Raw genomic sequence first — 25,223 nt, 5'->3', positions numbered from 1 at the left:
TCATGCCGGGCATGCCCCAGGTGGTGCTCCATCTCAGCTTCAAGGGCACGCTCAACCAATGCCTTCGTCAGTTGTTTGAGAAGTCCATTTTCGCCAATCAGGTCTTCCGGCTTTTTATAGTCGGATAGCAGCTCATCCAACAGTTCGGTGGGTAATTTTGAAACGGTCATACTCTCTCCTTTGAGTAGGGCGGAAGACTCCGCCGGTTTGACCGTTTACACAAAATTCAGGACACCCTCGGTTTGGGACTTGATCTAAATCTGTCCCACATAATAATCCGTAGTACAAACGATAATGAAGGCGAATACCCACAACCAGGTAATCACCCCCCATGAATCTGGATAAAGCTGCAACAGAATCCCTAATAAAAATCCGAAAGCCACATACGAATATACAGCCCAAACATACCACTCTCTTGTTTTTCTTTTCTGCACTTGAAAGTCCCAGAAATACAAACAAGCTGATAATAAAGTGAGTGCCAACAAGGCATCTATCCATTCACCTTTGATTGGAAACGTTGCGGGAAGCATTATCAGAGCGAATGAAAGTAAATGCTGTCTGTTTTTTGAATATTTTGTCATATGTTTTAGCTTATTGAGGAGGCAGGCAAAAACCCCCAGGCCATCGCTTACTCAGAAGTATGACCAAAGTGCCCCCCTCCGGAAGAAAGGTATACTCAATTTTGGGCAAAGGGTCGAACTGGCGGAGCCAGCATCCGCGATAATAAACGGACAAGCTGCATTTTATGGCAATATATCATCGTCAAAATACACACCCGATTAGATACCGTTACTGCTATCCATTTTTTAGATACCTGCTTTATAACCAAAGAGTATCGTAATCATAAAAACGCGCAATGCCGCTCTTTGCCCGGCCACCTCTTTCCCGCAGGGAAGAGTCATACCCCATGGTTGCGGGCTGCATTCACCAGCGCGCGGCAGAATCTGCTTACCCAAGACATCATAATCGAAGCTCCAGCTGTCCTGTGCCTCTACCGGAACAAACCACCCTCAACGTTTGCACACAGAGTTTTTCCTAATCGCATCATCAATAATGACCTTGCCGGGTTATTGCGCCAGTATGGCGGCCACACTACGCCGGATGCAGGAGTTCATATGGTCCAGATCAAATCAGCTGCGGATATCGAGGCAATGAAACCTGCATGCAGACATGCAGCTGATACGCTGGTCATGATTGAACCCTATATTCGTCCGGGCATCACCACGGATGAGATCAATGACCTTGTCCATGATTTTACCATCAAGGCCGGTGCCACACCTGCACCTCTGAATTATCACGGATTCCCGAAATCGGTCTGCACATCGGTGAACCATGTGGTCTGCCATGGCATCCCCTGCGACAAAAAGATTCAGGACGGGGATATCATCAACGTTGATGTCACCAGCATCATGAACGGCTGGCATGGCGATACCAGTAAAACATTTTATGTTGGCACTCCCAGGATTCAGGCCAGAAAGGTCACCGAGGTTGCCAGACAGGCACTGGAAATCGGCATTCAGGCCGTCCGTCCCGGTGCCACTCTCGGCGACATTGGCTATGCCATTCAAAGCTATGTCGAGAGTGAAAAATGTTCTGTTGTTCGTGAATACTGCGGCCATGGCATTGGCCGTGTATTCCATGAAGACCCGCAGGTCCTGCACTATGGCAAACCCGGCACAGGACTGGTGCTCAAGCCAGGCATGGTCTTTACCATTGAACCGATGGTGAATTTAGGTAAAGCCGCAGTAAAACTGTTATCTGATCGCTGGACTGTCGTTACCCGGGATAAATCCCTCTCGGCCCAGTTCGAGCATACCCTGGCTGTCACCGAAACCGGTTATGAAATACTGACACTGCCGAGCCGCTGATACATCCCCTCTTGATGGCTTGCGCCTGTCAGCGCAGACCATCCGGGCCGATATCATCAACCGGTTCAGCGGCATAGAAACCGGAGAGCATGTTCCATGCCTCGCTGACACACCTCCGTCCGGCTTTGTCACTTGCTCAGTCTCACTGTTCGGCACCCGCTTCATGCTGCAGGATTGTGGCGGCCGTCCATGGCTCGCCCGGAAGCACCGACACATCAGCGCTTCCCTTATTAAAAGCGCAGTAAAATCATTGATTACTCATCGACGACAGACTCCATTTGACCATTTGCATACAACATCCCGACGCTTGTATCAAGCAATCCGATGCCCTCTGCCGACAAACAATCCACCGCCACCCCCATAATGGCGTGACATCAGCACTCTGGCAGCCACGGCAACAATCAACATTAACCATATGGTATAACATAATGATTTATATCGATAAAATAATATGGCTAAAATTAAGGCAAAATACACTTTCGGCTCAACAGACCAATAAAACATTACCTTCTCACAGGTTTATCCACCGGGTTATCCACAGGCTTTGTGAAATTCAGCCGACAGCATTGAACAAGTCGCAGAAAATCATTCTCCCCGGCACGATATCCACAAAGCGATTGCTGCAGCCTTCCCTGATAATTAAGGATAGAGTTGGCCGATGAGCCGCACCTCCTCCACCTCCGGCATTGATCCGGCCATGCTGATCACAGCAAAGCCACGCTTTCGACCTGACCTTACGGCAGCAGAACAACTGCCGATGAGCCGGGCAGAAATGGACGCGCTCGGCTGGGATAGCTGCGATATCATTATCGTCACCGGTGATGCCTATGTAGACCACCCGAGCTTCGGTATGGCCGTAATCGGCAGGGTTCTGGAAGCACAGGGATTCCGGGTGGGGATTATCGCACAGCCGGACTGGCGATCGGCAGATGCGTTCCGCACACTTGGCAAACCGAATCTCTTTTTCGGCGTGACAGCCGGGAATATGGATTCGATGGTGAATCACTACACCTCCGAGCGCAGAATCCGCTCTGACGATGCCTATACACCGGATGGTGTTGCCGGCAAACGCCCGGATCGTGCCGTCACCGTCTATGCCCAGCGCTGCCGGGAAGCATTCAAGGGTGTTGCTGTTGTCATCGGCAGTATTGAGGCATCGCTGCGTCGCATCGCCCAGTACGACTACTGGTCGGACACCGTACGCCGCTCGGTTCTGCCCGACTCAAAGGCTGACATTCTGGTTTTTGGCAATGGTGAACGGCAGATCATTGATATTGCCCACCGCCTGGCAGCCGGCGAGCCCATCAAAAACATGACCGATATTCGCGGTACGGCCATCATGCGTAACGATATACCGGATGGCTGGCATGAAATTGATTCCACCGAGCTGGATACACCCGGCCAGCTGATCGAACACCCTGATCCATACGCCATCAAAACAAAACTTGCCGAGTCATGCGAAAGCAGCAGTCAAAACCCAGCTCCGGATCAGCCACAACCGGTGCGCCTGATGTCGCGCAGTCTGAATGCATCCCGTACGGTGATTCGCCTGCCCTCATTTGAAGCAGTCAAGGATGACCCGGTGCTCTACGCCCATGCCTCCCGCCTGCTGCATCTGGAAACCAATCCCGGCAATGCACGCGCTCTGGTGCAGCGCCATGGTAACCGGGAGGTGTGGCTTAATCCGCCGGCACAACCACTGACCATGGCCGAAATGGATGCGGTATTCGGACTTCCCTACTCGCGGATTCCGCACCGCAGCTACGGTAGCCGCCGCATCCCCGCCTACGACATGATCAAACATTCGGTGAACATCATGCGGGGCTGTTTTGGCGGCTGCACCTTCTGCTCAATCACCGAGCATGAAGGGCGCATCATTCAAAGCCGTTCAGAAAACTCGATTATTCATGAAATCGAACAGATCCGTGACAAAACCCCCGGCTTTGCCGGCATCATCTCGGACCTTGGCGGCCCGACTGCCAACATGTATCGGTTGTCCTGCAAATCAGCAGCCATTGAAGCGGCCTGCCGCAAACCATCCTGCGTATTTCCCGATATATGCAAAAACCTGAACACCGACCACACCCCGCTGATCCGGCTCTACCGCAGAGCCAGGGCCCTGCGCGGCATCAAACGCATTTTTATCGCATCGGGACTGCGCTATGACCTGGCTGTCACATCACCGGAATATATTGAGGAGCTGGCCACCTACCATGTCGGCGGCTACCTGAAAATTGCCCCTGAACATACGGAAACCGGCCCGCTCAATAAAATGATGAAACCGGGAATCGGCAGCTTCGACCGTTTCCGGAAGATGTTTGATGCAGCGTCGAAAAAAGCGGGCAAGAAACAGTACCTGATCCCCTACTTTATCGCTGCCCACCCGGGCACAACCGATGAGGATATGCTGCAGCTGGCCCTGTGGCTGAAAGCCAACAGCTTCAAGCCCGATCAGGTGCAGGCATTCCTGCCATCACCAATGGCTACAGCCTCGGCGATGTACTATTCGGGTAAAAACCCCCTGAAAAAAATCAGCCGCAAAAGTGAAACCGTGTTTACTCCGCTAAGGAAGAAACAGCGCGAACTGCATAAGGCTTTTTTACGCTATCACGATCCGGCCAACTGGCCGGTGTTGCGCGATGCACTGAAACAGATGGGCAGAAATGATCTGATCGGCAACACGCCCGAATGCCTCGTACCGGCTGCCCGTGGCGGCAGTACTCCCCATCAGAAACCGGCGATTGCCCGCCACCGGTCGAGCAAAGAAAAACGGAAGCGACCAGACAGAAAGTAAACGGATCGAGCCGCTGCCTTTATAACCACTCCTGAGAAGAGCGATCCGCTTCCGCCTGATCAGCACGGCAATAAGGGCAATAGGGAAACTCCGGAGCAATGGCTCTGCCGCACTCATGGCACTTCACACCATGGTGAATGGCACGGGCCACCTTGACCGACACCACTCCCGTCACGGCCGCAAACATACAGATGCCCACCACCATCAGACAAATCGCAATCGCCCGACCGGCAAGGGTATGAGGGACCATGTCGCCGTAACCAACTGTCGTCATCGTCACAATTCCCCACCATGCACCGTCATAAGCACTGGTAAAGGTTTCAGGCTCAAGCGAATAGATGACATTACCGGCCAGAATCGCTCCCAGCGCGATACTGCCAATCACCATCACCAGAATCTCCAGGGTATCCCTCATCGAGGCGATAAACAGCCGCATGGCCCTCAGGTAACGAACCAGCTTCAGCAAACGCACAATCCTGAGCAGCCGGATCGCCAGGTTCGGGTCACCGACCAGCAACATCGGCACAACCGCCAGCAGATCGACCATGCCATAAAAGCTGAACAGATATGCACGCATGCTGCGGGCAGCATAACAGCGACCTATCAGCTCAATGGTAAACAGGATGGTCACCCACATCTCCAGCGTCGAGATACGCCTGACCCACAGCTCATCCAGTCCTTTTAATGTGCCAGCCATCGATATCAGCACACTGATAATGATCATTGCTGTGATCGTCAGATTGGTGCGTCTGCCAAGCGGATCAGCAATATCAAACAGCATTCTGTTTAATTGCTGCTGCAACCGGCTGCGAAAAGCATAGCCGGCAAATGCATCTTCAACCCTGTGTCTGTCAGGCTCCATCCCCTGCCCCTTATGCCCAAAATCATGGTGGCGATACAAACCACCGCCGCTGCTGATTCACGATTCCTCAAGCAACTCCCGTGCCCCGTCATGGGCACTGTCAGCAACAGCGAATCGCATTCCGCATCAGCCTTTGTTATGGTTCGCTGATCAGAAAAGATACTGATCGGCCTGGCGATTTCAGCTGCTCTCCGGACGGGGCTCAGTTGATTGCCAGTATAGCAATAAACCAGCGAGCACTGAATACATCAGTGCTGCCTTCATCGTTTCAACAAGGGGTTCGAGTGAGTACGACAGATCATTCACAGGGTAAAGCCAAGCGTATTCTTTCCGGCATGCGGCCAACCGGCAAACTGCATCTGGGACATTACAAGGGTGTGCTTGAAAACTGGCTGAAGCTGCAGCAGGAGCATCAGTGCTATTTTTTTGCCGCTGACTGGCACGCACTGACCACCGATTATGCCAACCCGTCTATTGTGCAGGATACCATCTGGGACATGCTCATCGACTGGCTGGCCGTCGGTATCGACCCGGAAAAGGCTGTCGTTTTTATCCAGTCGGAAGTGCCCGAACATGCCGAGCTGCATCTGCTGTTTTCATTCATGACACCGCTCTCCTGGCTCGAGCGTGTGCCCACCTATAAAGATCAGATTGAACAACTGCGTGAAAAAGATCTCGGCACCTACGGTTTTCTCGGTTACCCGCTCCTGCAGTCGGCCGATATCCTGATTTACCGGGCCGATGGCGTACCGGTTGGTGAGGATCAGGTCCCGCATGTCGAACTGACCCGCGAAGTTGCCCGCCGCTTTAATCACCTCTATCGCCAGGGGATCCCGCCACTGTTTCCGGAACCTGAGTCGATGTTGATGCCGGCTTCAAAACTGCCCGGGCTTGATGGCCGCAAAATGAGCAAATCCTACGGCAACACCATCGAACTGGGTGAGGAGTGGAAAACAACGGACAAAAAAGTGCGTCAGATGCCAACCGATCCTGCTCGCGTACGCCGCACGGATCCGGGTACACCGGAAAACTGTCCGGTATGGGACTTCCACAAGGTCTATTCGACAGAAGAAGAGCGCAACTGGGTACGTGAAGGCTGCACGACTGCCTCCATCGGTTGTATCGAATGCAAACTGTGCATGCTCAAGCATCTTGAGGAGGAGTTGCAACCGATTCGCCAGCGCCGTATGGAAATCGCTTCCCGGCCGGATGATCTGCGTGATATCGTCAGACAGGGTAATGAGCGGGCACGCCATGAAGCATCCCGGACCATGGAGAAGGTACGTAAAACCCTGAAAATGGGCTATCGCGTCTAAAACTACGGGCCGGCAACAGATCTCAACCGTATCACCCGCCAAGGAAGCGCTGATTCATTCGGCGCTTCCGAGCGAGCCATGGACGGGCGCCACAATCCGGCAGGATAGCCGGATTGGACGGCTTTGCCGCCGCCAGGTAAGCTGCAGGATGCAGCGAGTCAAATCAGACGCGTAAATGCCTGATTTGTAAGCAAAGACAAAACCACGCTTTTGTCTTTGCGAACTGATTTCTGCCAGGATGGCAATAAATCAGCATCTCCCTAACAAGGCACTCCGGATGCCGGTCACATTCCGGCATACCCAGCCTGACAGGAATGAAGCATGAAGCAGGAACAGAAGAAGAAACCTCAGCAGAAAAGGGCTGCAAAAAAGCCGCCGCTAAAAGGGAAACCGGTCAAAAAGGCAAAGCCGGAGGCCACTCCGGCCGAGCCGGGCAGCTCGGAGCGTATCAATCGCTATCTGGCGCGCTGCGGACTCTGCTCACGGCGCGAGGCCGACCGCTGGATCCATGCCGGCCGGGTCACCATCAATGGTAAACTGATTGAAACACCGGGTGTCCCCGTAAGCCCCGGCGACACGGTGAAGGTTGACGGAAAACTCGCCGAGGCGCAGGAAGGACACACCTACATCCTCTATAACAAGCCAAAAGGACAGCTGTGCTCACGCAGTGACAAGCGGGGACGACCGCTTATTTATGACTTTATCGATGTCGCGGCAAATGTGCACTCAATCGGCCGTCTGGACATGGATACCGAGGGATTATTGCTGCTGACCGACGATGGTGCGCTGACTCGCGCCCTGACCCATCCGGCAGCCAAGGTGCCACGCGAATACCGGGCCCGGGTAGCCGGACAGGTTGCTCTGGAAACGCTGGAGAAGCTGCGTCGTGGCGGCATGGATATCGGGCGGGGAGACCTTAGCGATGCATGGGAGGTTTCGGTTGATTCCGAAAGTGCCGGCCATACCTGGCTGACGATCGTGATTCTGCGCGGCCGCTGGCGCGAGGTTCGCCGTACGCTTGAGAAATGCGGCCATCCTGTACGGCGACTGATGCGCACCCGATTTGGTCCGATGAAGCTGGATGAGGAGATGCCAAAGGGAAGCTACCGGAAACTTAACCGGGGCGAGATCCGCAAACTTCGTGACCGGGTTCAGGATCCGGAGGCAACGAATCAGCCCGATTGAAATTTACCAACAGCTGCTGAGGGCCTATGGCCCTCAGCACTGGTGGCCGGCAGACACCCCGTTTGAGATGATGGTCGGAGCTATCCTGACCCAGAATACCAGCTGGACTCAGGTTGAAGCGGCGATCACGCAACTGAAGAGGGCTGACCTGCTGGATGCAAAAGCGATGCTCGCCTGCCCGACGGATCAGCTGGAAATGATGATTCGAAGCACCGGTTTTTTTCGCCAGAAAGCACTGCGACTGCAAAGTTTCTGCCATTTCTACCTTTGCCATGGCGGCATCGATGCACTGCAGAAGCGGCCGGATGACGCCTTGCGAGCCCTGCTGCTGGCAGAGAAAGGAGTGGGGCCGGAGACGGCTGATTCGATCATGTTATACGCATTCGGACGGGCAATCTTTGTTGTGGATGCCTATACCCGGCGGATTTTTTCACGGCTGGGTCTGGTTTCAGATGCCATCAGCTACGCCCGGCTGCAATCCCTGTTTCATACACAACTTGAACACGATCCGGCTCTGTTCAATGAATATCATGCCCTGATCGTCTTCCACGCCAAACACCACTGCCGAACAAAACCGGATTGTCTGGCCTGCCCACTGCAGGAGGCTTGCCCTGCAGCTGTTGTGAATAAGGCCCCCGCCCCGTCACCATGTGGATAGAAGCGCCGCTTGATCTGACTACCCTGCCCCGTGAACCGGGGGTATACCGGATGCTCGACGGCAACCGCAAGGTGCTCTATGTCGGCAAGGCACGTAACCTGCGCAAACGGGTATCAAGCTACTTCCAGCGACGCCCCGAATCCTCGCGCACTATCGCCATGGTTCAGCAGATCAGGGATATTGCCTTCAGTATCACGGCATCCGAAGCTGAGGCACTGGTACTGGAACATAACCTGATCAAGCAACTCAAGCCTCGCTACAACGTGCTGATGAAGGACTCCAAAACCTATCCCTACATTCTGCTGACCATGGAAACGTGGCCACGCCTGCATATGTACCGGGGTAAACGTCATCTGCCGGGCGAATATTTCGGTCCCTTCCCCAATGCCGGTGCAGTCCATGCCACATTGCATGTGATGCAGTCGGCATTCCGCCTGCGCGACTGTGAAAATGCCGTGTTCAACAATCGCTCACGGCCATGTATGCAGTATCAGATCGGACGCTGCTCCGCCCCCTGCTGTCACGTGGTGTCACAGCAGGAGTACAATCAGCAGGTTGAAGAGGTGCGCAGCTTTTTAAAGGGGCGGGACGACGAACTGCTGAAAGAGTGGCAACAACAGATGCAACAGGCATCGGATGCGATGCGTTTCGAACAGGCTGCCATGTTGCGTGATCGTATTCGTGCCTTGCGCACCGTACTTGCCGGCTCTGAAAACAGTGAACTTCCCGATCATGCCGATGGCATTGTCCTGCTCCGCCATACCACTGCTGTGATGGCATGCATCGGCGTCCGCCGAAGCGGGCGCAATCTCGGCACCCACAATATCCGCATTGAGCAGGCGATTGATGCCGATGATCTTGAGATTCTGCAATCCCTGCTAACCGAGCGTTACAGCAATGAGCAACCACCGGCAGAGATCAGCCTGTCGACATCAGCTGAAAATATCGAAGAGCTCAACCGGCTGATCCGCATCATTGCGCCGGATAGTAAAACAATCATACATGCACCTAAACGGGGCCCGAAACTGCAATGGCTGCAGCAAATTGCCCATTCGGGTGAACAGATGATTGCCAGCCGCAAACATGACAATCAACAGCCGGCCTATGAGGCACTGGCGGAGCTGCTTTCACTGCCCGATACGCCTGAGAGAATTGCTGCTGTTGATAATGCTCACCTGGGCGGCAAACAAATGGTGGCAGCCATTACCTACGCCGGCTGGCAGGGCGCTGAAAAAGATTATTACCGCCGCTATAAACTCGATGGTATCGGCAGCAATATCACCGAGGGTGATGATTATGCAGCCATGCGGGCGGTACTGGATCGCTTTTTCCGGGCCATTCGGGAAAACAGTATCCCCTGCCCTGACCTCATGCTGATCGATGGCGGACGCGGCCAGCTGACCATCGCCCTGCAGTGCGCGGATGATGCCGGATTGCATGAGCTGAAACTGTTGGGCGTTGCCAAAGGAGATGGGCGCAGAATTGGCGAAGAGACGCTATGGCCGGGCTGGCTTGAACATGGCGGTGCCGGTATCGGCCAGCCGCTCAAGCCGGGGCGTCACTCGGCAGCGCTGCTGCTGATTGCCCGCGTCCGCGATGAGGCGCACCGTTTTGCCGGCTCCTATATGCGCAAACGCAAAAAACAGAGCATGTTCCAGTCGGCGCTGGACAGCATCGATGGCATCGGGCCGGCCAAACGCATGGCCCTGCTCACCCACTTCGGTGGCATTGAAGGGGTCAAAAAAGCAAGTCGGCAACAGCTGGAGCAAATTCCCGGCATCTCGGCCACCCTGGCGGAAAAAATCTTCACCTCATTGCACCGTTAAGAAGCCCCTGATTTATTGTCACCCTGGCAGAAATCACTCCGCTGCAGCGCTCCTGTGGCAAGAAATCAGCAACGCATGTAAGCGACCTCCGCCGCGACTCACATCCGCTGCTGTACAATCCACTGCAGCAGTTCTGTATGAATCTCGCTATAGAATGCCTGCCTGTGCTGTAGCAGGAAAAACTGACGCTCAAGCTGTACGTCGCGCATATGGACTACCTTCAGTTCGCCTCTGGCAATTTCGCCGGCAACGGTGAGTGCAGACAAGCAGGCAAGCATATCACCACTGGCGACCAGCTGCTTGATCGACGGCACATGTTTCAAGGTGGCCACAATATGAAAGGACGCCAGCACAGTGCGGAACACATGCTCAAAAATGGCCCGTGTACCGGAACCCTCTTCCCGCATCACCCAACGGCTATGGGACAGCTGCTGCACCGACAATGGCGTCTCCTGTGATTGCAGCACCAGCGGATGAGCCGGATGTGCAACAATGAGCAGCTGGTCGGTAAACCATGGCCTTGCAAGAATACGAGGGTGCTGACAGACACCTTCAACCAGCCCTATCTCGATCCTGCGAGCCAGCAAATGGTCAATAATCACACTGCTGTTACCTGTCTCCAGATAGAGTTCAAGATCCGGACACACACTGTACAAATGCATGGACATCGACGGGAACAGGGCATCTGCAATCGTGGTACTGGCACCTATGGCACACATTTTACGACCACTGCTGCCAAACTCACCGGCAATCGCCTCAACCTGAGCAAGCACATACTGTGCTCTTGGCAACAGCCAGTTTCCCTGCTGGTTCATGACCATCCGCTTGCCAACCCTGTCAAACAGGGTGGCTCCCAGCTGCTCCTCAAGTGCGGCAAGAGCCATACTGACTGCCGACTGACTCAGTGACATCTCCGCAGCAGCGTGTGAGACGTGCTCTCTGCGCGCAACAGCCACAAAAATTCGCAGCTGCTTCAATGTAACGTTCACACCCATATCAATTTTATCAATATATAAAATGTATTATATGAATTTCCATGATGCATTTGAGCATCCTAAGGTGCGTTCTTCTTTTGCCAACAGGAGACCACCGTGCCAAACCATACATGTACAGCAATGCTCCATGGTACCGGGCTCATCGCCGCCATCGTCATGACCGCCACTTATAGCTGCCGGATATTCTCGCTGGATCAATATGGCATCAGCACACTCTCCCTCTCCCTGCTTCTCGGCATCACACTCTCCAACATCTGTTCGCTACCGGGCAGCATCCAACCCGCCATCCATTTTTCACAACAAAAGCTGTTACGTGGCGGTGTGATACTGTTCGGCCTTCATATCAGCATACAGCAACTGCTGCACGTTGGAGCCGAGGCTGTTGCCATCGACCTGATCGTCATGGCAACCCTGCTGATTGGGGGCACCTGGCTTGGAATCAGCGTATTCGGACTCAAACGGGATCTGGCGGTGATGATTGCTTCCGGTAGTGCTATCTGTGGTGCCGCGGCAGTGATTGCAACCGAACCTGTCGTGCGCGGAGAGAGTGCCCATACAAGCATGGCTGTAGCCAGTGTCGTCATCTTCGGAAGCCTGGCCATGCTGATCTACCCGTTACTTTACCACCTGACGGGTGCAACCCCGGAATCCTTCGCCATTTATACCGGCTCAACGGTACATGAGGTCGCCCAGGTCATTGCCATTGGTCATGGCGTTGATGATAACGCAGCGCAAACAGCGGTCATTGTGAAAATGATTCGGGTCATGCTGCTGGCGCCTGCATTGCTGTTGATCAGCATATGGTGGCACAGAAACGGTCATGCGGATAAAAACAACGCATCACCCTCGCCCATCCCCCTCTTTGCGGTCGGATTTATTGCAGTTGTGATCATCAACTCAATATGGACCATGCCAGAGACACTACACCGGAATCTGTCGATGACTGGCTCGCAAATGCTTGCCGCCGGCATGGCTGCACTGGGGCTCGGCACCGACATCGGGCAATTGAAAAGCCTGGGGACACAACCATTGTGGTTTGCCGCAACCCTTTTTTTCCTGCTTATGGCAGGAGGTGCGATGCTGACTCTCATTTAGGTAGATGCTGATTTATTGCCCTCCTGGCAAAAATCAGTTCGCAAAGGCAAAAGCGCGGTTTTTCCTTTGCTTACAAATCAAACACTTACGCGTTTGATTTGGCGGCCCGTCCATGGCCCGCACGGAAGCACTGACACATCAGCACTTCCTTAGGGAGATGCTGATTTATTGCCCTCCTGGCAAAAATCAGTTCGCAAAGGCAAAAGCACGACAAAGAGGCAGGAAGCCGGCTGGACGGCCAACGGCCGCCCGCAGGGGCATGATGCCCGAGTCATTTTATCCTTACTTATAAATCAAGCACTTACGCGCCTGATCTGGCGAGCCATGAACGGACACCAGCATCCGGCAACGCAGCGGACGTATCTCAGCCCAGTCCGAGAATTTTGCGCATGGCAGCCATGTGATCTGCCGCTTCCTCCTTGGCTTCCTCGCTGTCGACCTCTTTATCGACCCAGCGCAACACCGATTGGTCCGGCTCTTTTAAAAATGGTGAGGGGGAACTCTTTTCCGTCGTACCAAAACGCTTGCGGGAGCGCGCATAACTTAGCGTCAAACGGAAACGGGCCCGGGTCATCGCCACATACATCAGGCGACGCTCCTCTTCCATTCTGTTTTCATCGAGTGCGTTTCGATGTGGAAAAATACCCTCTTCCATCCCGATCACATACACATTGTCGAATTCGAGTCCTTTAGCGGCATGCACCGTCATCAGACGCACCTGACCGGATGGATCATCATCCTGCTTTTCAGCCAGCAGGAAGATATGCTGCAAAAACTCATCCAGGTTACCGCCCCGCTCGGAGTGAATCATCCACCAGCGCCGCAACTCCAGCACGTTGCCCATCCGTCTTTCGGCAATCTCGGCATCATCCGCTTCAGCCCGGATCGCAGCCTCAAGACGGGTGATATCGAGCACCGCATCAAAAGCCTCATCCGGTTCACCATGTTTAAACTGATGCTCCAGCCCCACGATCATATCACCGAACTCGCGCAAGGCTTCGCCACGCTTGTGGTCCAGCCCTTCATGCAGGCAGGCCTCGAGCAATGAGCACCCCTCTGCCATGGCAAAAAAGCCGAGATCACCAAGCGCCTTGCTGCCGATTCCCCGTCGCGGACGGGCAACGGCGCGCATAAATGCCAGATCATCATTAAAGTTGGAGATCAAACGCAGGTAAGCGAGCGTGTCCTGAATTTCAGCCCGGTCAAAAAACGAGAGCCCCCCGCTGACATGATAGGGAATACCGGCCTCGCGCATGGCAAGCTCAACCGAACGCGCCTGAAATGAGGCACGATATAGTACGCAATAGCCATCCCACTGACTGTTGGATGAGGCATGATGGGAGCGGATATCGCCGGCAACGCGCCGAGCCTCCTCATCGGAATCGGCATTTTCCCAGACACGAACCGGCTTGCCCGGCCCCAGACTGGAGCGCAGCGTTTTGCCCAGTCGTTCGGCATTCCTGGCGATCAGAGTGTTGGATGCCTTGAGAATCGAACCGGTCGAGCGATAGTTCTCCTCCAGCCGGATCACTGTCAGGTCGGTATAGTCCCGCTCCAGCTGAAACAGGTTTTTCACCTCGGCACCACGCCAGCCGTAGATGGACTGATCATCATCACCCACCACCGTCAGGTTACCGTTTTCAGCCACCAGCAGACGCACAAGCTGATACTGCAGGCGACTGGAGTCCTGATACTCATCGACCAGAAAATGGCGCGCGCGCTCACGCCAAATGGCGCGCACCTCGGCATGATCACTCAACAACCGCACCGGTAAGACCAGCAGGTCATCAAAATCCACCGCATTCATTTTCTCAAGCAAGGCATCGTAACTGTCACGAATCATGGCCAGCTTGTTTTCATGCACCTCAACCAGGCCGCTCTTTAACGCGGATATACGCGCCACCATCCGGTCAACCTGATCAGTGTCGGCAGCAAGCTTCAGCTCCGTCAACACCGAACGCATCACTGTCTTCTGCTCGGAGCCGGCAAACACGGACACGTTGGCCTTGCGCCCGACCAGCTCGGCATGCTCACGTACCATGGCCAGTCCAAGCGCATGAAAGGTACAGATACGAAGCCCTTTGGCCCGATCCCCCAAACGCTGATGCAGACGCTCACGCATCTCCTTGGCAGCCTTGTTGGTAAAGGTCACCGCTGTAATCGCATGCTCAGGCACATCACGTTCCACCAAAGCAGCAATACGTTCGGTAATGACCCGGGTTTTGCCGGAGCCTGCACCTGCCAGCACCAGCAATGGTCCCTTGCGGTGGAATACCGCCTGATATTGTGCATCGTTCAATCCGGATGTCGTCGAGTTTGCCATAGCGTGGCAAGCTAAGTCCCGCCTTTCGTATCGCAAGCAGCGTGTTTATACTCGCCCACAGTCAAAAGCACTTTACCGCAAGGCAAACGAGCAATAACCCGGCAAACATTAAACCACCCAACAGGCTCAGCGGATATGTTTATGGCACAGAAAAGGGCTGATCACTCTTTTCTTTGAGCCGTTGCCGACCTGCTCAGCATCGCTGTGCGGTAAAAGATTATATAAGGGGTAGCTTTTGAAGCAGTTCCCACATCATGTATTTCGCGAATATGACATCCGTGGTATCGCAGACAGCGAAATCACCCCTGAATTCGCCTACCGCCTGGGCATGGCCTTTGCTGCCGCCATTCTGCCCGAAAATGAACAGCGTCCGGTTGTTGTCGGACGCGATGTCCGCTTAAGTGGCCCGGCTTTACAGCAGGCCGTCATGGAAGGACTGAATGATGCCGGTATCGATGTGCTTGATCTGGATATGGCGCCAACCCCGCTGGCATATTATGCGGTCTATCACTACAACGCTTCCGGCTGCATCCATGTGACGGCCAGCCATAATCCGGCCGGTTACAACGGTTTCAAGATGATGTGCGGCAGAAGCAGTCTGCATGGTCATGAGATCCAGACGCTGAAGAACACGATGTTGCAGCCACTTTCATCGGCATGGCCCAGTGGTCACCTCAAACATGCATCGGTACGCGATATATATCAGCGCTTTGTCGTAGCCGACTGCCCGATTGACCGCCCGTTAAAGGTCGTCATTGATGCCGGCAACGGACCGGCAGGTATCATTGCCGCTCCTATCTACCGCAGCCTGGGATGCGAGGTCATTGAGCTCTACTGTGAACCTGATGGTCATTTCCCCAACCATCATCCCGACCCCACCATCGAGGAAAACATGCGCGATCTCTCTGCCGCTGTACGCGCACACAAGGCCGATCTTGGCATCGGCTTCGATGGCGACGGGGACCGGATCGGCCTGGTCGATGAGCGGGGCACGATGGTTGCAGGCGATATGCTGCTGCTGTTGCTGGCCAGACGCCTGCTCATTCAGCACCCCGGTGCAACCATTATCTCTGAGGTTAAATCATCTCAGCACCTGTATGACAGTATTGCTACCGCAGGTGGCAAAGCCATTATGTGGCGTACAGGCCACTCTCTGATCAAGGCAAAAATGAAAGAAACCGGTGCACTGCTGGCCGGCGAGATGAACGGTCATCTTTTCTTTGCCGATCGTTTTTACGGTTTTGACGATGCCGTGTATGCCGGCGCGCGCATCATGCAGATGATTGCCGAAAACAACTGCCCGCTATCGGAGCTGGTGGCGGAGTTGCCGCCATCGGTGGTGACTCCCGAGATCAGAATCGAATATCCTGATGAGACAAAGTTCGGCCTGATTGAAGCGGCCCAACTTCACTTTGAGCAATATGGTTATGATATCAATACGGTAGATGGCCTGCGCATTCAGTTCAGGAATGGTCCGGAGGGCTATGGCTGGGGATTATTACGCGCCTCCAACACCCAACCGGCCATCGTCATGCGATTTGAGGCCAGCAATGAAATGCTGTTGCAACAGATCCGGGGCGAAATCGAGGGGTGGCTGCTCAGCCAGGCGGTAACTGTCGGTTAAATATTGAATCGGCCAGCTCCCGGCTACGCTTCAATGTTTTCTGCCCCGCCTCAAGACTGGCAATATCTTCGCTGACCGCCTTCATATGTCGAGCAAGCTGCCGCATGCAACGACGACGAAGAATATCCAGCTGAGCGAGTTCATCACGAATCAGCGGGGCTTCTTCACTGGCTGCAAGTGTTGCAAACAGTGCCGAGTATTCCGTGGCAATACCGGAGATTTTTTGCCACTGCCCCCGCTGAATCGCCTTACTGAAATCGCTCAGACGGGCGCGGCATGCAGCAACTGCATCCACTGCGTTTGATTCTGCATGCCGCCCCATTGATTCCATCATGCCATCGCATAGCGCAGGCGGCTTACCTGCTGCTCGGGCCTTTTTTGCTGCTGGACGGATAACTGCATCCATCCCTCGCGCAGCTCCTGAACCAGGCGCATCACCTCATCCACATGCTCGGTGGAACCTGAGCAAAGCCCTTCAGAAATACGATTCATCATATACATATACAAACTGGCAAGGCTCTGGGCAATATCACCACCAGCCTGCATATTCAAACTGCTGTTAAGCTCAATCAAAGCTTCCATCGCCCGACACGTGTGCGTTGCTTCAGCTGACATATCACCGGCCTGTATCGCCAGGCGCGATCGTCCCAGCGCCTTAAAGAGCGCTTCATATGTCAATAACACAAGACCCAGTGGTCCTGCCCCGTCTACCTGATTTCCCTGATAAGCCTGATATCTAGTCATGGCTGCCTCCGTGCAGTGTGATTATTGAGCGATCATCGCCCTGTGGTGTTAATATATTCTATCGGTTGAGAATCGGCGAACTTAAAGAAAAATTGAACTCAATTTATCCTGTTCGCACTCATTCAAATCATCAGAAGCATGAGTGCAAGCAAATACACGCTTCTGTTTATCAGGACCTCTGTAGCGTGCGCCTCTTTGACTGTACCCGCGTTGAAAACCTTGCTTCAATCGTCACTTACAGCCGGTAAACTCCGGTTGCAGCCTGATTTTTGCCAGGAGGGCAATGAATCAGCATCTCAATAATCAAAAAAAAGCCCTGAAAAAACAAGCCGTCAGCTCAACGGCCATACCTGTGATCAGGCGGTACGGGCGCTGGCCAGGCCATCCGCCTGACTGATAAAGCTGCTGGAGTGCTGAATCGTCGCCATGGCCTGTTGCATACTGGTGAACTGCTTGATCAGCGAAGTCCGCTGCTGCTCCATTAATACATTCAGGCTGTCAATTTTGGTCGTCATACTATCATAGGTGGTCTGTTCGGACGCGATACTGCCCTGAATCAGGCCGGTCATCGGATTTGCATACAGATTCAGCAAACCATCAAAGGCTGCCGCAATACCGATACCCACAGTCATATCACCGACTGCACCGGTCGCCGTGCCTGAATAGAGCATAGCCAGGCCATCCACATTGCCGGATGAACCGATCAGCATCTGACCTGTGCCAGTGGCCGAAAGTCCATTGATCGTACCGGCCACATCCGTACCCGTAAGCGTTTGATTGGCAATACCAAGTCCATCGGCACTCTGGGCAATCGTAAAACCGTTGTTGGCACCATAAGAGTTTGATTCGATGGCGATGCCGTTTCCTGACATCACAGCCTGAACCGGCAAGGCAAAACGCCCCTCGGTGACAATGGTATCGCTACCAAAGGCGAGTGTACCACCACCCTGATTGTTGGCAGTCAGATTGACTGTCAGCTGGCTGTCGCCGGTTTTGGTATCTGTGACCGTAATTTTTCCGTTTGCATCAATGCTCGCTGACACCTCCTGATTGAAGGTGGACTGAATGGCGGAAAGGAGTCCGGAGATCGTATCCGATCCCGGATTAAGTACCGAATAGGTACCGGCAACCGAAAGACCGGAGCGCAATGTACCCGAAATAGAGACCGTATCGCCCACAGCAATACCAAGCCCGAGAGCCGAAAGCGTGGTTGAGCCTGTGGCGGGAGATCCACCTGCAGTCAGTGCCGTGGAAAGCTGATGCTGCTCGGTATAACTTGCTGACAACTCATTGTTCAGTGCCGTAATCATAGCACTCTGCGACTGACCGGCGGTAAGGTTCACCACCGCCTGGCGAGCACTGGCACTATCGGTGATCGTCACCGTCTCGTTGGCGGCCAGTCCGGTTGAAAGATCCGTGGTACCGGTCACCGTCGCCTTGCTGGCAGCCTGGGTAAGATTGACACTATAGGTGCCCGACGGGGTGCCGAGACCATTGGTCAGAAACTGTAAACTGTTATTGGCACTGCTGCCCTGAGCCACAAACACATCCCGGATCGCCGTCGGATCATTGGCCAGAAAATTGCCAAAGAGATTTTCATTGATGGTTAGCTGCCCCTTTGCATCCGGCTCCACGCCAATCAGCACAAGACTGTTACGGTCTGCTGCAAGACCCGGCACGGTTTTAAGCAGACTACTGGACATACTGCTCTGAATGGTGGTCAGCAAAGGCTCGCCGGCCAGTACACCGCCGGTTCCCGTTTTAGCATCAAATTTAAACTGATCATTGATCATCGTCTGGACGCTGTTATAGGCATCCACAAAACTCTGTACATTGGCGCGCAATGCCTGCTGATCGACACCAATGGTCATATTCACCGTCACGGCGGGATCGGCCTGCTTCAAACTCAGCGTCACCCCGGACAATGCATCGGTAATGGTGTTGGTGCTGCGTGTCATGCTCAGGCCATCGATCGATATCTGTGCATCCTGAGCCGTCTGAAGTGACTGAAATGCATTTGCCTGACCGGTTGCACCCAGCTGTAACGAGGCAAGGGAGCCGGCGGCATCGAGGGCTGCGCCGCTCAATGTGAAACCAGTTGCTCCCGTCTGATCGGCCGCCAGCACCAGACGAAAGTCATTCGTACCCACCTTCATCACCGAGGCACTTACACCTGTAGCCGAAGCACCGGTGTTAAGCTGGTTGATACTGGCGGCAATACTGTTAAGGGAATCGGATGTGGAAACCGATACGGTCATACCTGCAATCTGAAAGCTGCCACTGATATTCAGGGCCGCGGTCGCACTGCTCACAGCCGCACCTGTGCCATCGAGAACCGCTGAAGAGGAAGAGAGGCGTTCTGCCTGTGCTATTTTTGAAACGACAATACTATGTTGGCCGGCAGTCACGCCGGATGTTCCGTTCACATCCAGCAGCGTCGAAGCGTTCACCGTTGAGGAGCTGCTGGCAAGGCTGGCTGTGTACCCGAAGAATGCAGCACTATCGGCCATATTAAGCGCCGTTGTACGCAGACTGCTCACTGCAGTATTAACCTGCACCAACGCATCCTGCCTGGCTGTCACCGCTGCCTGTTTTGCCTGCAGCTGGCTGATTTCAAACTTCCGGACACTCAGTAGCCCGTCAACAGCTCCCTGGACGTCAAAACCGGCAACCTGACCTGACACCAGCGTCGAAATCGGACTGGTTGTCGTGGTCGGTGTTGCCGGAGTTGTGATTGCGCCAGTTGCCATGATTCAAGCCTGCTTATCCAACAGAAGACCGATCATCTCGCGCATAAACACGCGATGCTGAAGGAATTCCTTGGAGGGAATTTCGCGAATGACTTCGCCACTATTCTTGTCGGTAACCTGAACAAACAACTGACCGAGCTTCTCTTCATATCCGAACGCAATCGACTCATTGGAACCGGGAAGCGCACTATTGGCCTGTTGAACGGCCCGTTGTACATCCTGCTCCGATATATTGCGCTCGGGATTACGCTGTACTGACTGTTCAGCCGAGACGGGGGGTGTTGCCTGTTGCTGATTCCCCGACCTGACTACAGCTGCCCCCATATTCGGCGAAGAAAGCACAGGGCTGGATTGCATTGCATCAATGACAGCCATGATGTTTAACCTCCTTTGCCTTTATTGGGACTTAACCCTCCCCCGTTACCGGGAGAGGGTTCAGCCTGTCTCTTACCTGAACAGGGTCAATACGTTTTGTGCAGCCTGGTTAGCCTGAGCCAGCATGGAGGTACCGGCCTGAGTCAGAATCTTGTTCTTGGTGAAGTTAGCCATTTCCATAGCCATATCTGCATCGCGAATGGAAGATACTGAAGCACTGGTCTGCTCGATACTGGTTGCCAGGTTAGCCTGTACAAAGCCCAACTGGTTCTGGGTAGCACCGAGATCTGCACGCTGAGTAATCAGGGTATTCAGAGCGAAGCTGGCCTTATCCATGTAAGCCTGAGCATTTGAAGCAGTTGTAAGATCTGCTGCTGCAGGAGCACCGGTATAAAGAGCAGCGGTGGTGTAGCTGTTATTCAGGTTAATCGCAACGCGGTTGGTAGCAGCATTATCAGCACCTACCTGGAAGCTGGCAGCAGCACCGGCAGTCACTGTGAAGGTACCGGAACCACCTGTGACCAGGTTGTTATCAACCGTGATTGACAGACCGATATCGTTGAATGAGAGAGATGCGGTTGTACCAGCGGCTGGAACTGCAGTGTTGAGTGTCTGGGCAGTACCGGCTGCGTTGGTCAGGGTGATATCAATACCACCGCCTGCGTTGGTCAGGGTACTGATGGTTACCGCACCTGCTGCTGCACCTGTTACAGTAGCTGAAGCAGACACACCGGCCACAGCTGCACCAAGAGCGGCAGTTGCACCAGCTGTACCATTCAACAACGAAACACCGTTATAGTTGGTACCATTGGCAATATTGTCGATCTGGGTTTCAAGCTTGATTCTTTCTGCGTCCAGCTTCTGCAGTTCGCCCGCATTGTTACCGGAGGCTGCCTGGGTAGCCAGGGTTTGAATACGATTGAACATGTTCTGAATTTCGTTCACACCGGCGTCAGCCATTTTTACCATCGCAGTAGCCTGGATAGCGTTTTGACTTGCAGCCTTCAGACGGCCCGCCTGGGCATCCAGCTTGGATGCGACAGCAAAGCCTGATGCATCATCCGCCGCATTGTTAATACGGAAGCCGGATGACAGACGGTTCAGCGATTGATCCTGAGCCAGACTGTTGGTATTAAGGTTCTTCAGAGCGGTTACTGCCGCGTTATTTGTTTGGACTGTTAGCATTTTAATCTCTCCTTAGTTTGTGTTAACGTGAACGACTTCCTGCCCTGTCACGGTGGGGATCATCCCCCAGAGTACTGTTCCTCAGCCCCTGTGTTTAAGAGTATCGGAGAGTTGAAACCGGACTTTAGAAAAACTTGCAACTTTTTTTCAAACCCGTTTCACCTTCTGCCTGACACCCTTATTTTTATCGCCATCCCGATCACACTCTTTAATACGACATCACACTTTTTTCCAGAATGCCTTATATATCTATATAATGAATCGGGATCTATCAAAAGGAATGGCCTGGATCAGAGGTCTCCGCCAATCACCCCGCATGGCCAGATCGTGCACAACCAACGCCCGTTCTGTTGCCTTGCTATCCGATGCCCGGGCAATGCACACATTTATTTAAAGTTGAGCTTAGCTGCCGCGATATATTCACACAGACAACCAGAATCGGCGGTACATGGACTCCTCCGTATTAATATACAGTCCCTATGGCATGATGTCAGAACAGGACTGGAAAGGAGAAAACTGTGGTCATTTCACCTACCATTACCCCGGTTGCCGTTGCCGACTTCAGCAACCTCAATCAAACACAACAACAACATATCAATCAGTCCGAACAATCGCGGAAAGCTACCGATACGGTACAACTGTCGGCACAGGCTCGCCAACTGGCCAGCGCCGAATTGCACAACAAACCGGCTGCCAACACTGAACAGGTCGCACCACATCAGGCAGCAGATAATGAGGCTGCAGAAAAGGTCGCAGATAATGAAGCGGCCGAACAGGCAAGACCCAGCAATCCGGTCACACGGCAACCTGAAACAACCAAGATAGACCTGCTCGCATAGCGACAGAAACAACCCTGCAGAAGATCCCTCTCTTCTGCAGGGTTAACACTGATAAGTCCTGATTTATCAGCACAATAGAAACATCATCAGGCCAAGACCAACGCCTCGCGCTGCCAGCATTCACATGGCGATGATCGGAGCACCGGATTCAACGGACTCCGAACTCAAATCACACGGCTGACAATCCCGCCGCCCAGCAACTCATCACCGGCGTAGAGTGCAGCCACCTGTCCCGGTGCACTCGGTTTCTGTGGCTGCTCGAACGTCAATCGCAGACCACCTTCTGCCTGCTCAAGCTGGCAAATAGCCGGCTGCATTTGATAACGCACCTTGGCAGTCAACACCTCACCCTCTTCAGGCAGCCGCAGCCAGGTAAAATCTGTCACCTCAACGGCTCGAATCATCGCATCTTCAGGATGAGCCACCACCACACGAGCGGTGGTACCATCGAGCCCCACCACATGCCATGGCCCATCAGGCAACCCGAGCCCCTTACGCTGCCCCAGTGTATAGTGGGCAATGCCCTGGTGGCGTCCGAGCATACGCCCTTCACCATCGACAATATCGCCGGGACGGAAACCGGCCGATGCCCCTTCCCGCTTGAGAAATGCAATCCGGTCACCTGCCGGAATAAAACATATATCCTGACTCTCGTGCTTCTCTGCGGTCGGAATATGATAGTAGCGAGCCAGTCTGCGCGTATCGTCTTTCTCCAGACCACCAACCGGAAACAGAATGCGCCCGGCCTGCGCCCTGCTGGTCGTTGCCAGAAAATAACTCTGATCCTTGCGTGCATCACTTCCCTTAAACAGATGCAAGCCCTGCTCATCATCTGCGCGCCGGACATAGTGTCCGGTTGCGACATAGTCCGCCTGCAGCCGATCGGCAGCATCAAGCAATGCCCCGAATTTCACAAAGCGATTGCAGCGCTCACACGGGTTGGGCGTACGTCCTGTTTCATAATCAGCAATAAACGGATCAATGACACTGCGACGAAACTCTTCGCGCATATCCATGGCATAAAAAGGTATTCCGATATGATCAGCCACACGGCGTGCATCATAGGAGTCATCGAGCGAGCAGCATGAGCCATGACCTGCGACCTCATCACGAGAATAGTCCCAGACATTGAGGAAGACGCCGACCACATCACAGCCCGCCTCTTTAAGCAGGGCGGCCATCACAGATGAATCCACACCACCACTCATTGCGGCAATAACGCGCACACCTTTCAACGGCTGTAATCCGTCGACAATATGTTTCGCCAGATTCGCTATCTCATCACTCATAGCCGCACGCTAGCCTGCATCTTATGACAAATACATCCGCTTGACAGGCCATGCGCGGATGACAATGCTTCGCGCCGTCTTCAGATCATCTGCTGCTCATGCCGGAGTGATGGAATTGGTAGACGTGATGGACTCAAAATCCATTGCCCGCGAGGGCGTGCCGGTTCGAGTCCGGCCTCCGGTACCAGTCAATATAAAAGGAGTGATATTTGTATCGCTCCTTTTTTTGTTTATGGGCAAACCTTTCAATCGGTGATTGAGTGCTTTTGCATGCATTTCCACATATCAGATCGTCACCGTATCGGCATCGTATCCACGATCGACCAGCCTGCGCTGTAACTTGCCGAGATGACCGCCCCCTTCTATCCTCTGCATTGAATTCAAAACGGGGAGCTCTCATGGAAGTATCCGAACTACTTGCCTTTACAGTAAAAAACAAAGCATCCGATCTGCATCTGTCGGCCGGTGAGCCGGCCATGATTCGAATCAACGGCGATATGACCCGTATCAAAATGCCACCGATTGATCGTCGCGAGATTCAGGCGATGGTCTATGACATCATGAATGACGGTCAGCGCAAACATTTTGAAGAGCATATGGAGATCGACTTCTCCTTCTCACTCGGTGACATTGCCCGCTTCCGTGTCAATGCATTTGAACAGCAGCGTGGTATGGCTGCCGTATTTCGTGTGATCCCAACTGAAGTACTGACACTGGACCAGCTGAACAGCCCTCAGATTTTTCGCGAAATCGCCATGACCCCGCGCGGCATCTGCCTGGTGACCGGCCCCACCGGTTCCGGTAAATCAACGACGCTGGCTGCCATGATCAACCACCGCAATGAGCAGGAACGCGGTCATATTCTGACCATTGAGGATCCGATCGAGTTCGTTCACCACTCGAAAAACTCACTGATTTCGCAACGTGAGCTCGGCCCGCACACCCACTCTTTTGCCAATGCACTGCGCAGTGCACTGCGTGAGGATCCCGATGTGATCCTGGTCGGTGAGTTACGTGACCTTGAAACCATCCGCCTCGCCCTGACAGCAGCAGAAACCGGCCATATGGTCTTCGGCACACTGCATACGTCGTCAGCACCGAAAACCATCGACCGTATTATTGACGTATTCCCGGCCGCCGAAAAAGAGATGGTGCGTGCCATGCTTTCAGAATCCTTGCGTGCAGTGATATCCCAGTCACTGATCAAAACGGCCGATGACAGCGGACGTGTCGCTGCTTTTGAGATCATGCTGGGTACACCGGCCATCCGTAACCTGATCCGTGAAAACAAGGTTGCCCAGATGGTTTCTGTGATGCAGACAGGCATGCGCGAAGGCATGCAGACGCTCGATTCCCACCTGCAACTGCTGGTCAAATCACACAAGATCACCATGCAGGCCGCCATGGAAAAGGCCAACAACAAGAAGCTGTTCGGAGCGCCATAATACGGCACAACCGATCCAAAGCGCTGCGGGACAGACCACACATACGCCCC

Annotated in this window: 20 protein-coding genes, 1 tRNA gene and 1 pseudogene; 11 read left to right on the top strand and 11 right to left on the bottom strand. The window is 53.8% G+C overall.

What is annotated here, in order from left to right; translation table 11 throughout:
- Positions 1–170, bottom strand: a pseudogene (locus tag FEF65_RS09710) (IS256 family transposase); the annotation flags it as partial.
- A gap of 84 nt (positions 171–254) precedes the next feature.
- On the bottom strand, positions 255–581 hold the full coding sequence (locus tag FEF65_RS09705; RefSeq protein ID WP_138239611.1) for a hypothetical protein: 327 nt from the start codon (positions 579–581) through the stop codon (positions 255–257).
- A 534-nt stretch (positions 582–1,115) separates the two neighbouring features.
- Between FEF65_RS09705 and map the strand changes: the two genes are divergently transcribed.
- A complete protein-coding gene (map, locus tag FEF65_RS09700) occupies positions 1,116–1,868 on the top strand; it encodes a type I methionyl aminopeptidase (protein ID WP_138239610.1) in 753 nt (250 codons plus the stop codon).
- A 697-nt stretch (positions 1,869–2,565) separates the two neighbouring features.
- Positions 2,566–4,662: a YgiQ family radical SAM protein gene (locus FEF65_RS09695; RefSeq protein WP_138239623.1), complete on the top strand. Its 2,097-nt coding sequence runs from the start codon at positions 2,566–2,568 to the stop codon at positions 4,660–4,662.
- Positions 4,663–4,681: 19 nt separating this feature from the next.
- Here the strand turns inward: FEF65_RS09695 and FEF65_RS09690 are convergent, their stop codons facing one another.
- Positions 4,682–5,524 carry an ion transporter gene (locus tag FEF65_RS09690; protein ID WP_138239609.1) on the bottom strand — a complete coding sequence of 281 codons (843 nt, stop codon included), beginning with the start codon at positions 5,522–5,524 and terminating at the stop codon, positions 4,682–4,684.
- Between the two features lie 284 nt (positions 5,525–5,808).
- On the opposite strand from FEF65_RS09690, the gene trpS reads away from it, so the two are divergent.
- The 4 genes from trpS (at position 5,809) to uvrC (ending at position 10,509) form a co-directional block, all read left to right on the top strand.
- Entirely contained in the window at positions 5,809–6,840 is a 1,032-nt protein-coding gene (gene trpS / locus FEF65_RS09685; RefSeq protein ID WP_138239608.1) for a tryptophan--tRNA ligase, read from the top strand.
- 321 nt (positions 6,841–7,161) lie between these two features.
- Positions 7,162–8,025 (top strand): pseudouridine synthase, encoded by an 864-nt coding sequence (locus FEF65_RS09680; RefSeq protein WP_138239607.1) that lies wholly within the window; start codon positions 7,162–7,164, stop codon positions 8,023–8,025.
- A 70-nt stretch (positions 8,026–8,095) separates the two neighbouring features.
- Complete coding sequence (locus FEF65_RS09675; protein ID WP_238701320.1) at positions 8,096–8,683, top strand: endonuclease III domain-containing protein; 588 nt, start codon at positions 8,096–8,098, stop codon at positions 8,681–8,683.
- Positions 8,674–10,509, top strand: coding sequence for an excinuclease ABC subunit UvrC (gene uvrC / locus FEF65_RS09670; protein ID WP_138239605.1), 1,836 nt, complete (start codon positions 8,674–8,676; stop codon positions 10,507–10,509). Before FEF65_RS09675 ends, uvrC begins: the two co-directional genes overlap by 10 nt.
- Positions 10,510–10,607: 98 nt before the next feature.
- Here uvrC and FEF65_RS09665 read toward each other — a convergent pair whose 3' ends face one another.
- The gene (locus FEF65_RS09665) at positions 10,608–11,498 is read right to left on the bottom strand and encodes a LysR substrate-binding domain-containing protein (protein ID WP_161595225.1); all 891 of its coding nucleotides are present in this window, start codon (positions 11,496–11,498) and stop codon (positions 10,608–10,610) included.
- A 102-nt stretch (positions 11,499–11,600) separates the two neighbouring features.
- Between FEF65_RS09665 and FEF65_RS09660 the strand changes: the two genes are divergently transcribed.
- Entirely contained in the window at positions 11,601–12,599 is a 999-nt protein-coding gene (locus FEF65_RS09660; protein WP_138239603.1) for a YeiH family protein, read from the top strand.
- A gap of 364 nt (positions 12,600–12,963) precedes the next feature.
- Here FEF65_RS09660 and FEF65_RS09655 read toward each other — a convergent pair whose 3' ends face one another.
- Positions 12,964–14,922 carry an ATP-dependent helicase gene (locus FEF65_RS09655; protein WP_138239602.1) on the bottom strand — a complete coding sequence of 653 codons (1,959 nt, stop codon included), beginning with the start codon at positions 14,920–14,922 and terminating at the stop codon, positions 12,964–12,966.
- Between the two features lie 235 nt (positions 14,923–15,157).
- On the opposite strand from FEF65_RS09655, the gene FEF65_RS09650 reads away from it, so the two are divergent.
- Positions 15,158–16,546 carry a phosphomannomutase/phosphoglucomutase gene (locus FEF65_RS09650; protein ID WP_138239601.1) on the top strand — a complete coding sequence of 463 codons (1,389 nt, stop codon included), beginning with the start codon at positions 15,158–15,160 and terminating at the stop codon, positions 16,544–16,546.
- Here the strand turns inward: FEF65_RS09650 and FEF65_RS09645 are convergent.
- The 5 genes from FEF65_RS09645 to FEF65_RS09625 all read right to left on the bottom strand — a co-directional run bounded on the left by FEF65_RS09645 (position 16,521) and on the right by FEF65_RS09625 (position 21,600).
- Positions 16,521–16,868, bottom strand: a complete 348-nt coding sequence (locus FEF65_RS09645; RefSeq protein ID WP_161595224.1) for a hypothetical protein — start codon at positions 16,866–16,868, stop codon at positions 16,521–16,523. The genes FEF65_RS09650 and FEF65_RS09645 overlap by 26 nt on opposite strands.
- 8 nt (positions 16,869–16,876) lie before the next feature.
- Positions 16,877–17,290: a flagellar export chaperone FliS gene (fliS, locus tag FEF65_RS09640; protein ID WP_138239599.1), complete on the bottom strand. Its 414-nt coding sequence runs from the start codon at positions 17,288–17,290 to the stop codon at positions 16,877–16,879.
- A gap of 356 nt (positions 17,291–17,646) precedes the next feature.
- On the bottom strand, positions 17,647–20,040 hold the full coding sequence (fliD, locus tag FEF65_RS09635) for a flagellar filament capping protein FliD (RefSeq protein WP_138239598.1): 2,394 nt from the start codon (positions 20,038–20,040) through the stop codon (positions 17,647–17,649).
- A gap of 3 nt (positions 20,041–20,043) precedes the next feature.
- On the bottom strand, positions 20,044–20,415 hold the full coding sequence (locus tag FEF65_RS09630; RefSeq protein WP_238701319.1) for a flagellar protein FlaG: 372 nt from the start codon (positions 20,413–20,415) through the stop codon (positions 20,044–20,046).
- A 72-nt stretch (positions 20,416–20,487) separates the two neighbouring features.
- A complete protein-coding gene (locus tag FEF65_RS09625; protein WP_138239597.1) occupies positions 20,488–21,600 on the bottom strand; it encodes a flagellin N-terminal helical domain-containing protein in 1,113 nt (370 codons plus the stop codon).
- Between the two features lie 518 nt (positions 21,601–22,118).
- Between FEF65_RS09625 and FEF65_RS09620 the strand changes: the two genes are divergently transcribed.
- Positions 22,119–22,439, top strand: a complete 321-nt coding sequence (locus tag FEF65_RS09620) for a hypothetical protein (protein WP_138239596.1) — start codon at positions 22,119–22,121, stop codon at positions 22,437–22,439.
- A gap of 164 nt (positions 22,440–22,603) precedes the next feature.
- Here FEF65_RS09620 and mnmA read toward each other — a convergent pair whose 3' ends face one another.
- Positions 22,604–23,728 carry a tRNA 2-thiouridine(34) synthase MnmA gene (gene mnmA / locus FEF65_RS09615; protein WP_138239595.1) on the bottom strand — a complete coding sequence of 375 codons (1,125 nt, stop codon included), beginning with the start codon at positions 23,726–23,728 and terminating at the stop codon, positions 22,604–22,606.
- A gap of 100 nt (positions 23,729–23,828) precedes the next feature.
- Here mnmA and FEF65_RS09610 point away from each other — a divergent pair.
- Together FEF65_RS09610 and FEF65_RS09605 are read left to right on the top strand one after the other, a co-directional pair.
- Positions 23,829–23,915: transfer RNA gene (locus FEF65_RS09610), tRNA-Leu, on the top strand.
- Between the two features lie 211 nt (positions 23,916–24,126).
- The gene (locus FEF65_RS09605; RefSeq protein WP_138239594.1) at positions 24,127–25,173 is read left to right on the top strand and encodes a type IV pilus twitching motility protein PilT; all 1,047 of its coding nucleotides are present in this window, start codon (positions 24,127–24,129) and stop codon (positions 25,171–25,173) included.
- Positions 25,174–25,223: the final 50 nt, after the last annotated feature.

The sequence above is a fragment of the Mariprofundus erugo genome (assembly GCF_005818865.1).
Classification (GTDB): domain Bacteria; phylum Pseudomonadota; class Zetaproteobacteria; order Mariprofundales; family Mariprofundaceae; genus Mariprofundus; species Mariprofundus erugo.
Note: the sequence above shows the minus strand (reverse complement) of the source record. Positions and strands in the feature narration are given on the sequence as shown.

Bases quoted from the DNA above. Each gene is read 5' to 3' on its own strand.
- FEF65_RS09705 (WP_138239611.1), bottom strand. From the start codon at position 581: ATGACAAAATATTCAAAAAACAGACAGCATTTACTTTCATTCGCTCTG.
- map (WP_138239610.1), top strand. From the start codon at position 1,116: ATGGTCCAGATCAAATCAGCTGCGGATATCGAGGCAATGAAACCTGCA.
- FEF65_RS09695 (WP_138239623.1), top strand. From the start codon at position 2,566: ATGCTGATCACAGCAAAGCCACGCTTTCGACCTGACCTTACGGCAGCA.
- FEF65_RS09690 (WP_138239609.1), bottom strand. From the start codon at position 5,524: ATGGAGCCTGACAGACACAGGGTTGAAGATGCATTTGCCGGCTATGCT.
- FEF65_RS09680 (WP_138239607.1), top strand. From the start codon at position 7,162: ATGAAGCAGGAACAGAAGAAGAAACCTCAGCAGAAAAGGGCTGCAAAA.
- FEF65_RS09675 (WP_238701320.1), top strand. From the start codon at position 8,096: ATGGTCGGAGCTATCCTGACCCAGAATACCAGCTGGACTCAGGTTGAA.
- uvrC (WP_138239605.1), top strand. From the start codon at position 8,674: ATGTGGATAGAAGCGCCGCTTGATCTGACTACCCTGCCCCGTGAACCG.
- FEF65_RS09655 (WP_138239602.1), bottom strand. From the start codon at position 14,922: ATGGCAAACTCGACGACATCCGGATTGAACGATGCACAATATCAGGCG.
- FEF65_RS09645 (WP_161595224.1), bottom strand. From the start codon at position 16,868: ATGGGGCGGCATGCAGAATCAAACGCAGTGGATGCAGTTGCTGCATGC.
- fliS (WP_138239599.1), bottom strand. From the start codon at position 17,290: ATGACTAGATATCAGGCTTATCAGGGAAATCAGGTAGACGGGGCAGGA.
- fliD (WP_138239598.1), bottom strand. From the start codon at position 20,040: ATGGCAACTGGCGCAATCACAACTCCGGCAACACCGACCACGACAACC.
- FEF65_RS09630 (WP_238701319.1), bottom strand. From the start codon at position 20,415: ATGGCTGTCATTGATGCAATGCAATCCAGCCCTGTGCTTTCTTCGCCG.
- FEF65_RS09625 (WP_138239597.1), bottom strand. From the start codon at position 21,600: ATGCTAACAGTCCAAACAAATAACGCGGCAGTAACCGCTCTGAAGAAC.
- mnmA (WP_138239595.1), bottom strand. From the start codon at position 23,728: ATGAGTGATGAGATAGCGAATCTGGCGAAACATATTGTCGACGGATTA.
- FEF65_RS09605 (WP_138239594.1), top strand. From the start codon at position 24,127: ATGGAAGTATCCGAACTACTTGCCTTTACAGTAAAAAACAAAGCATCC.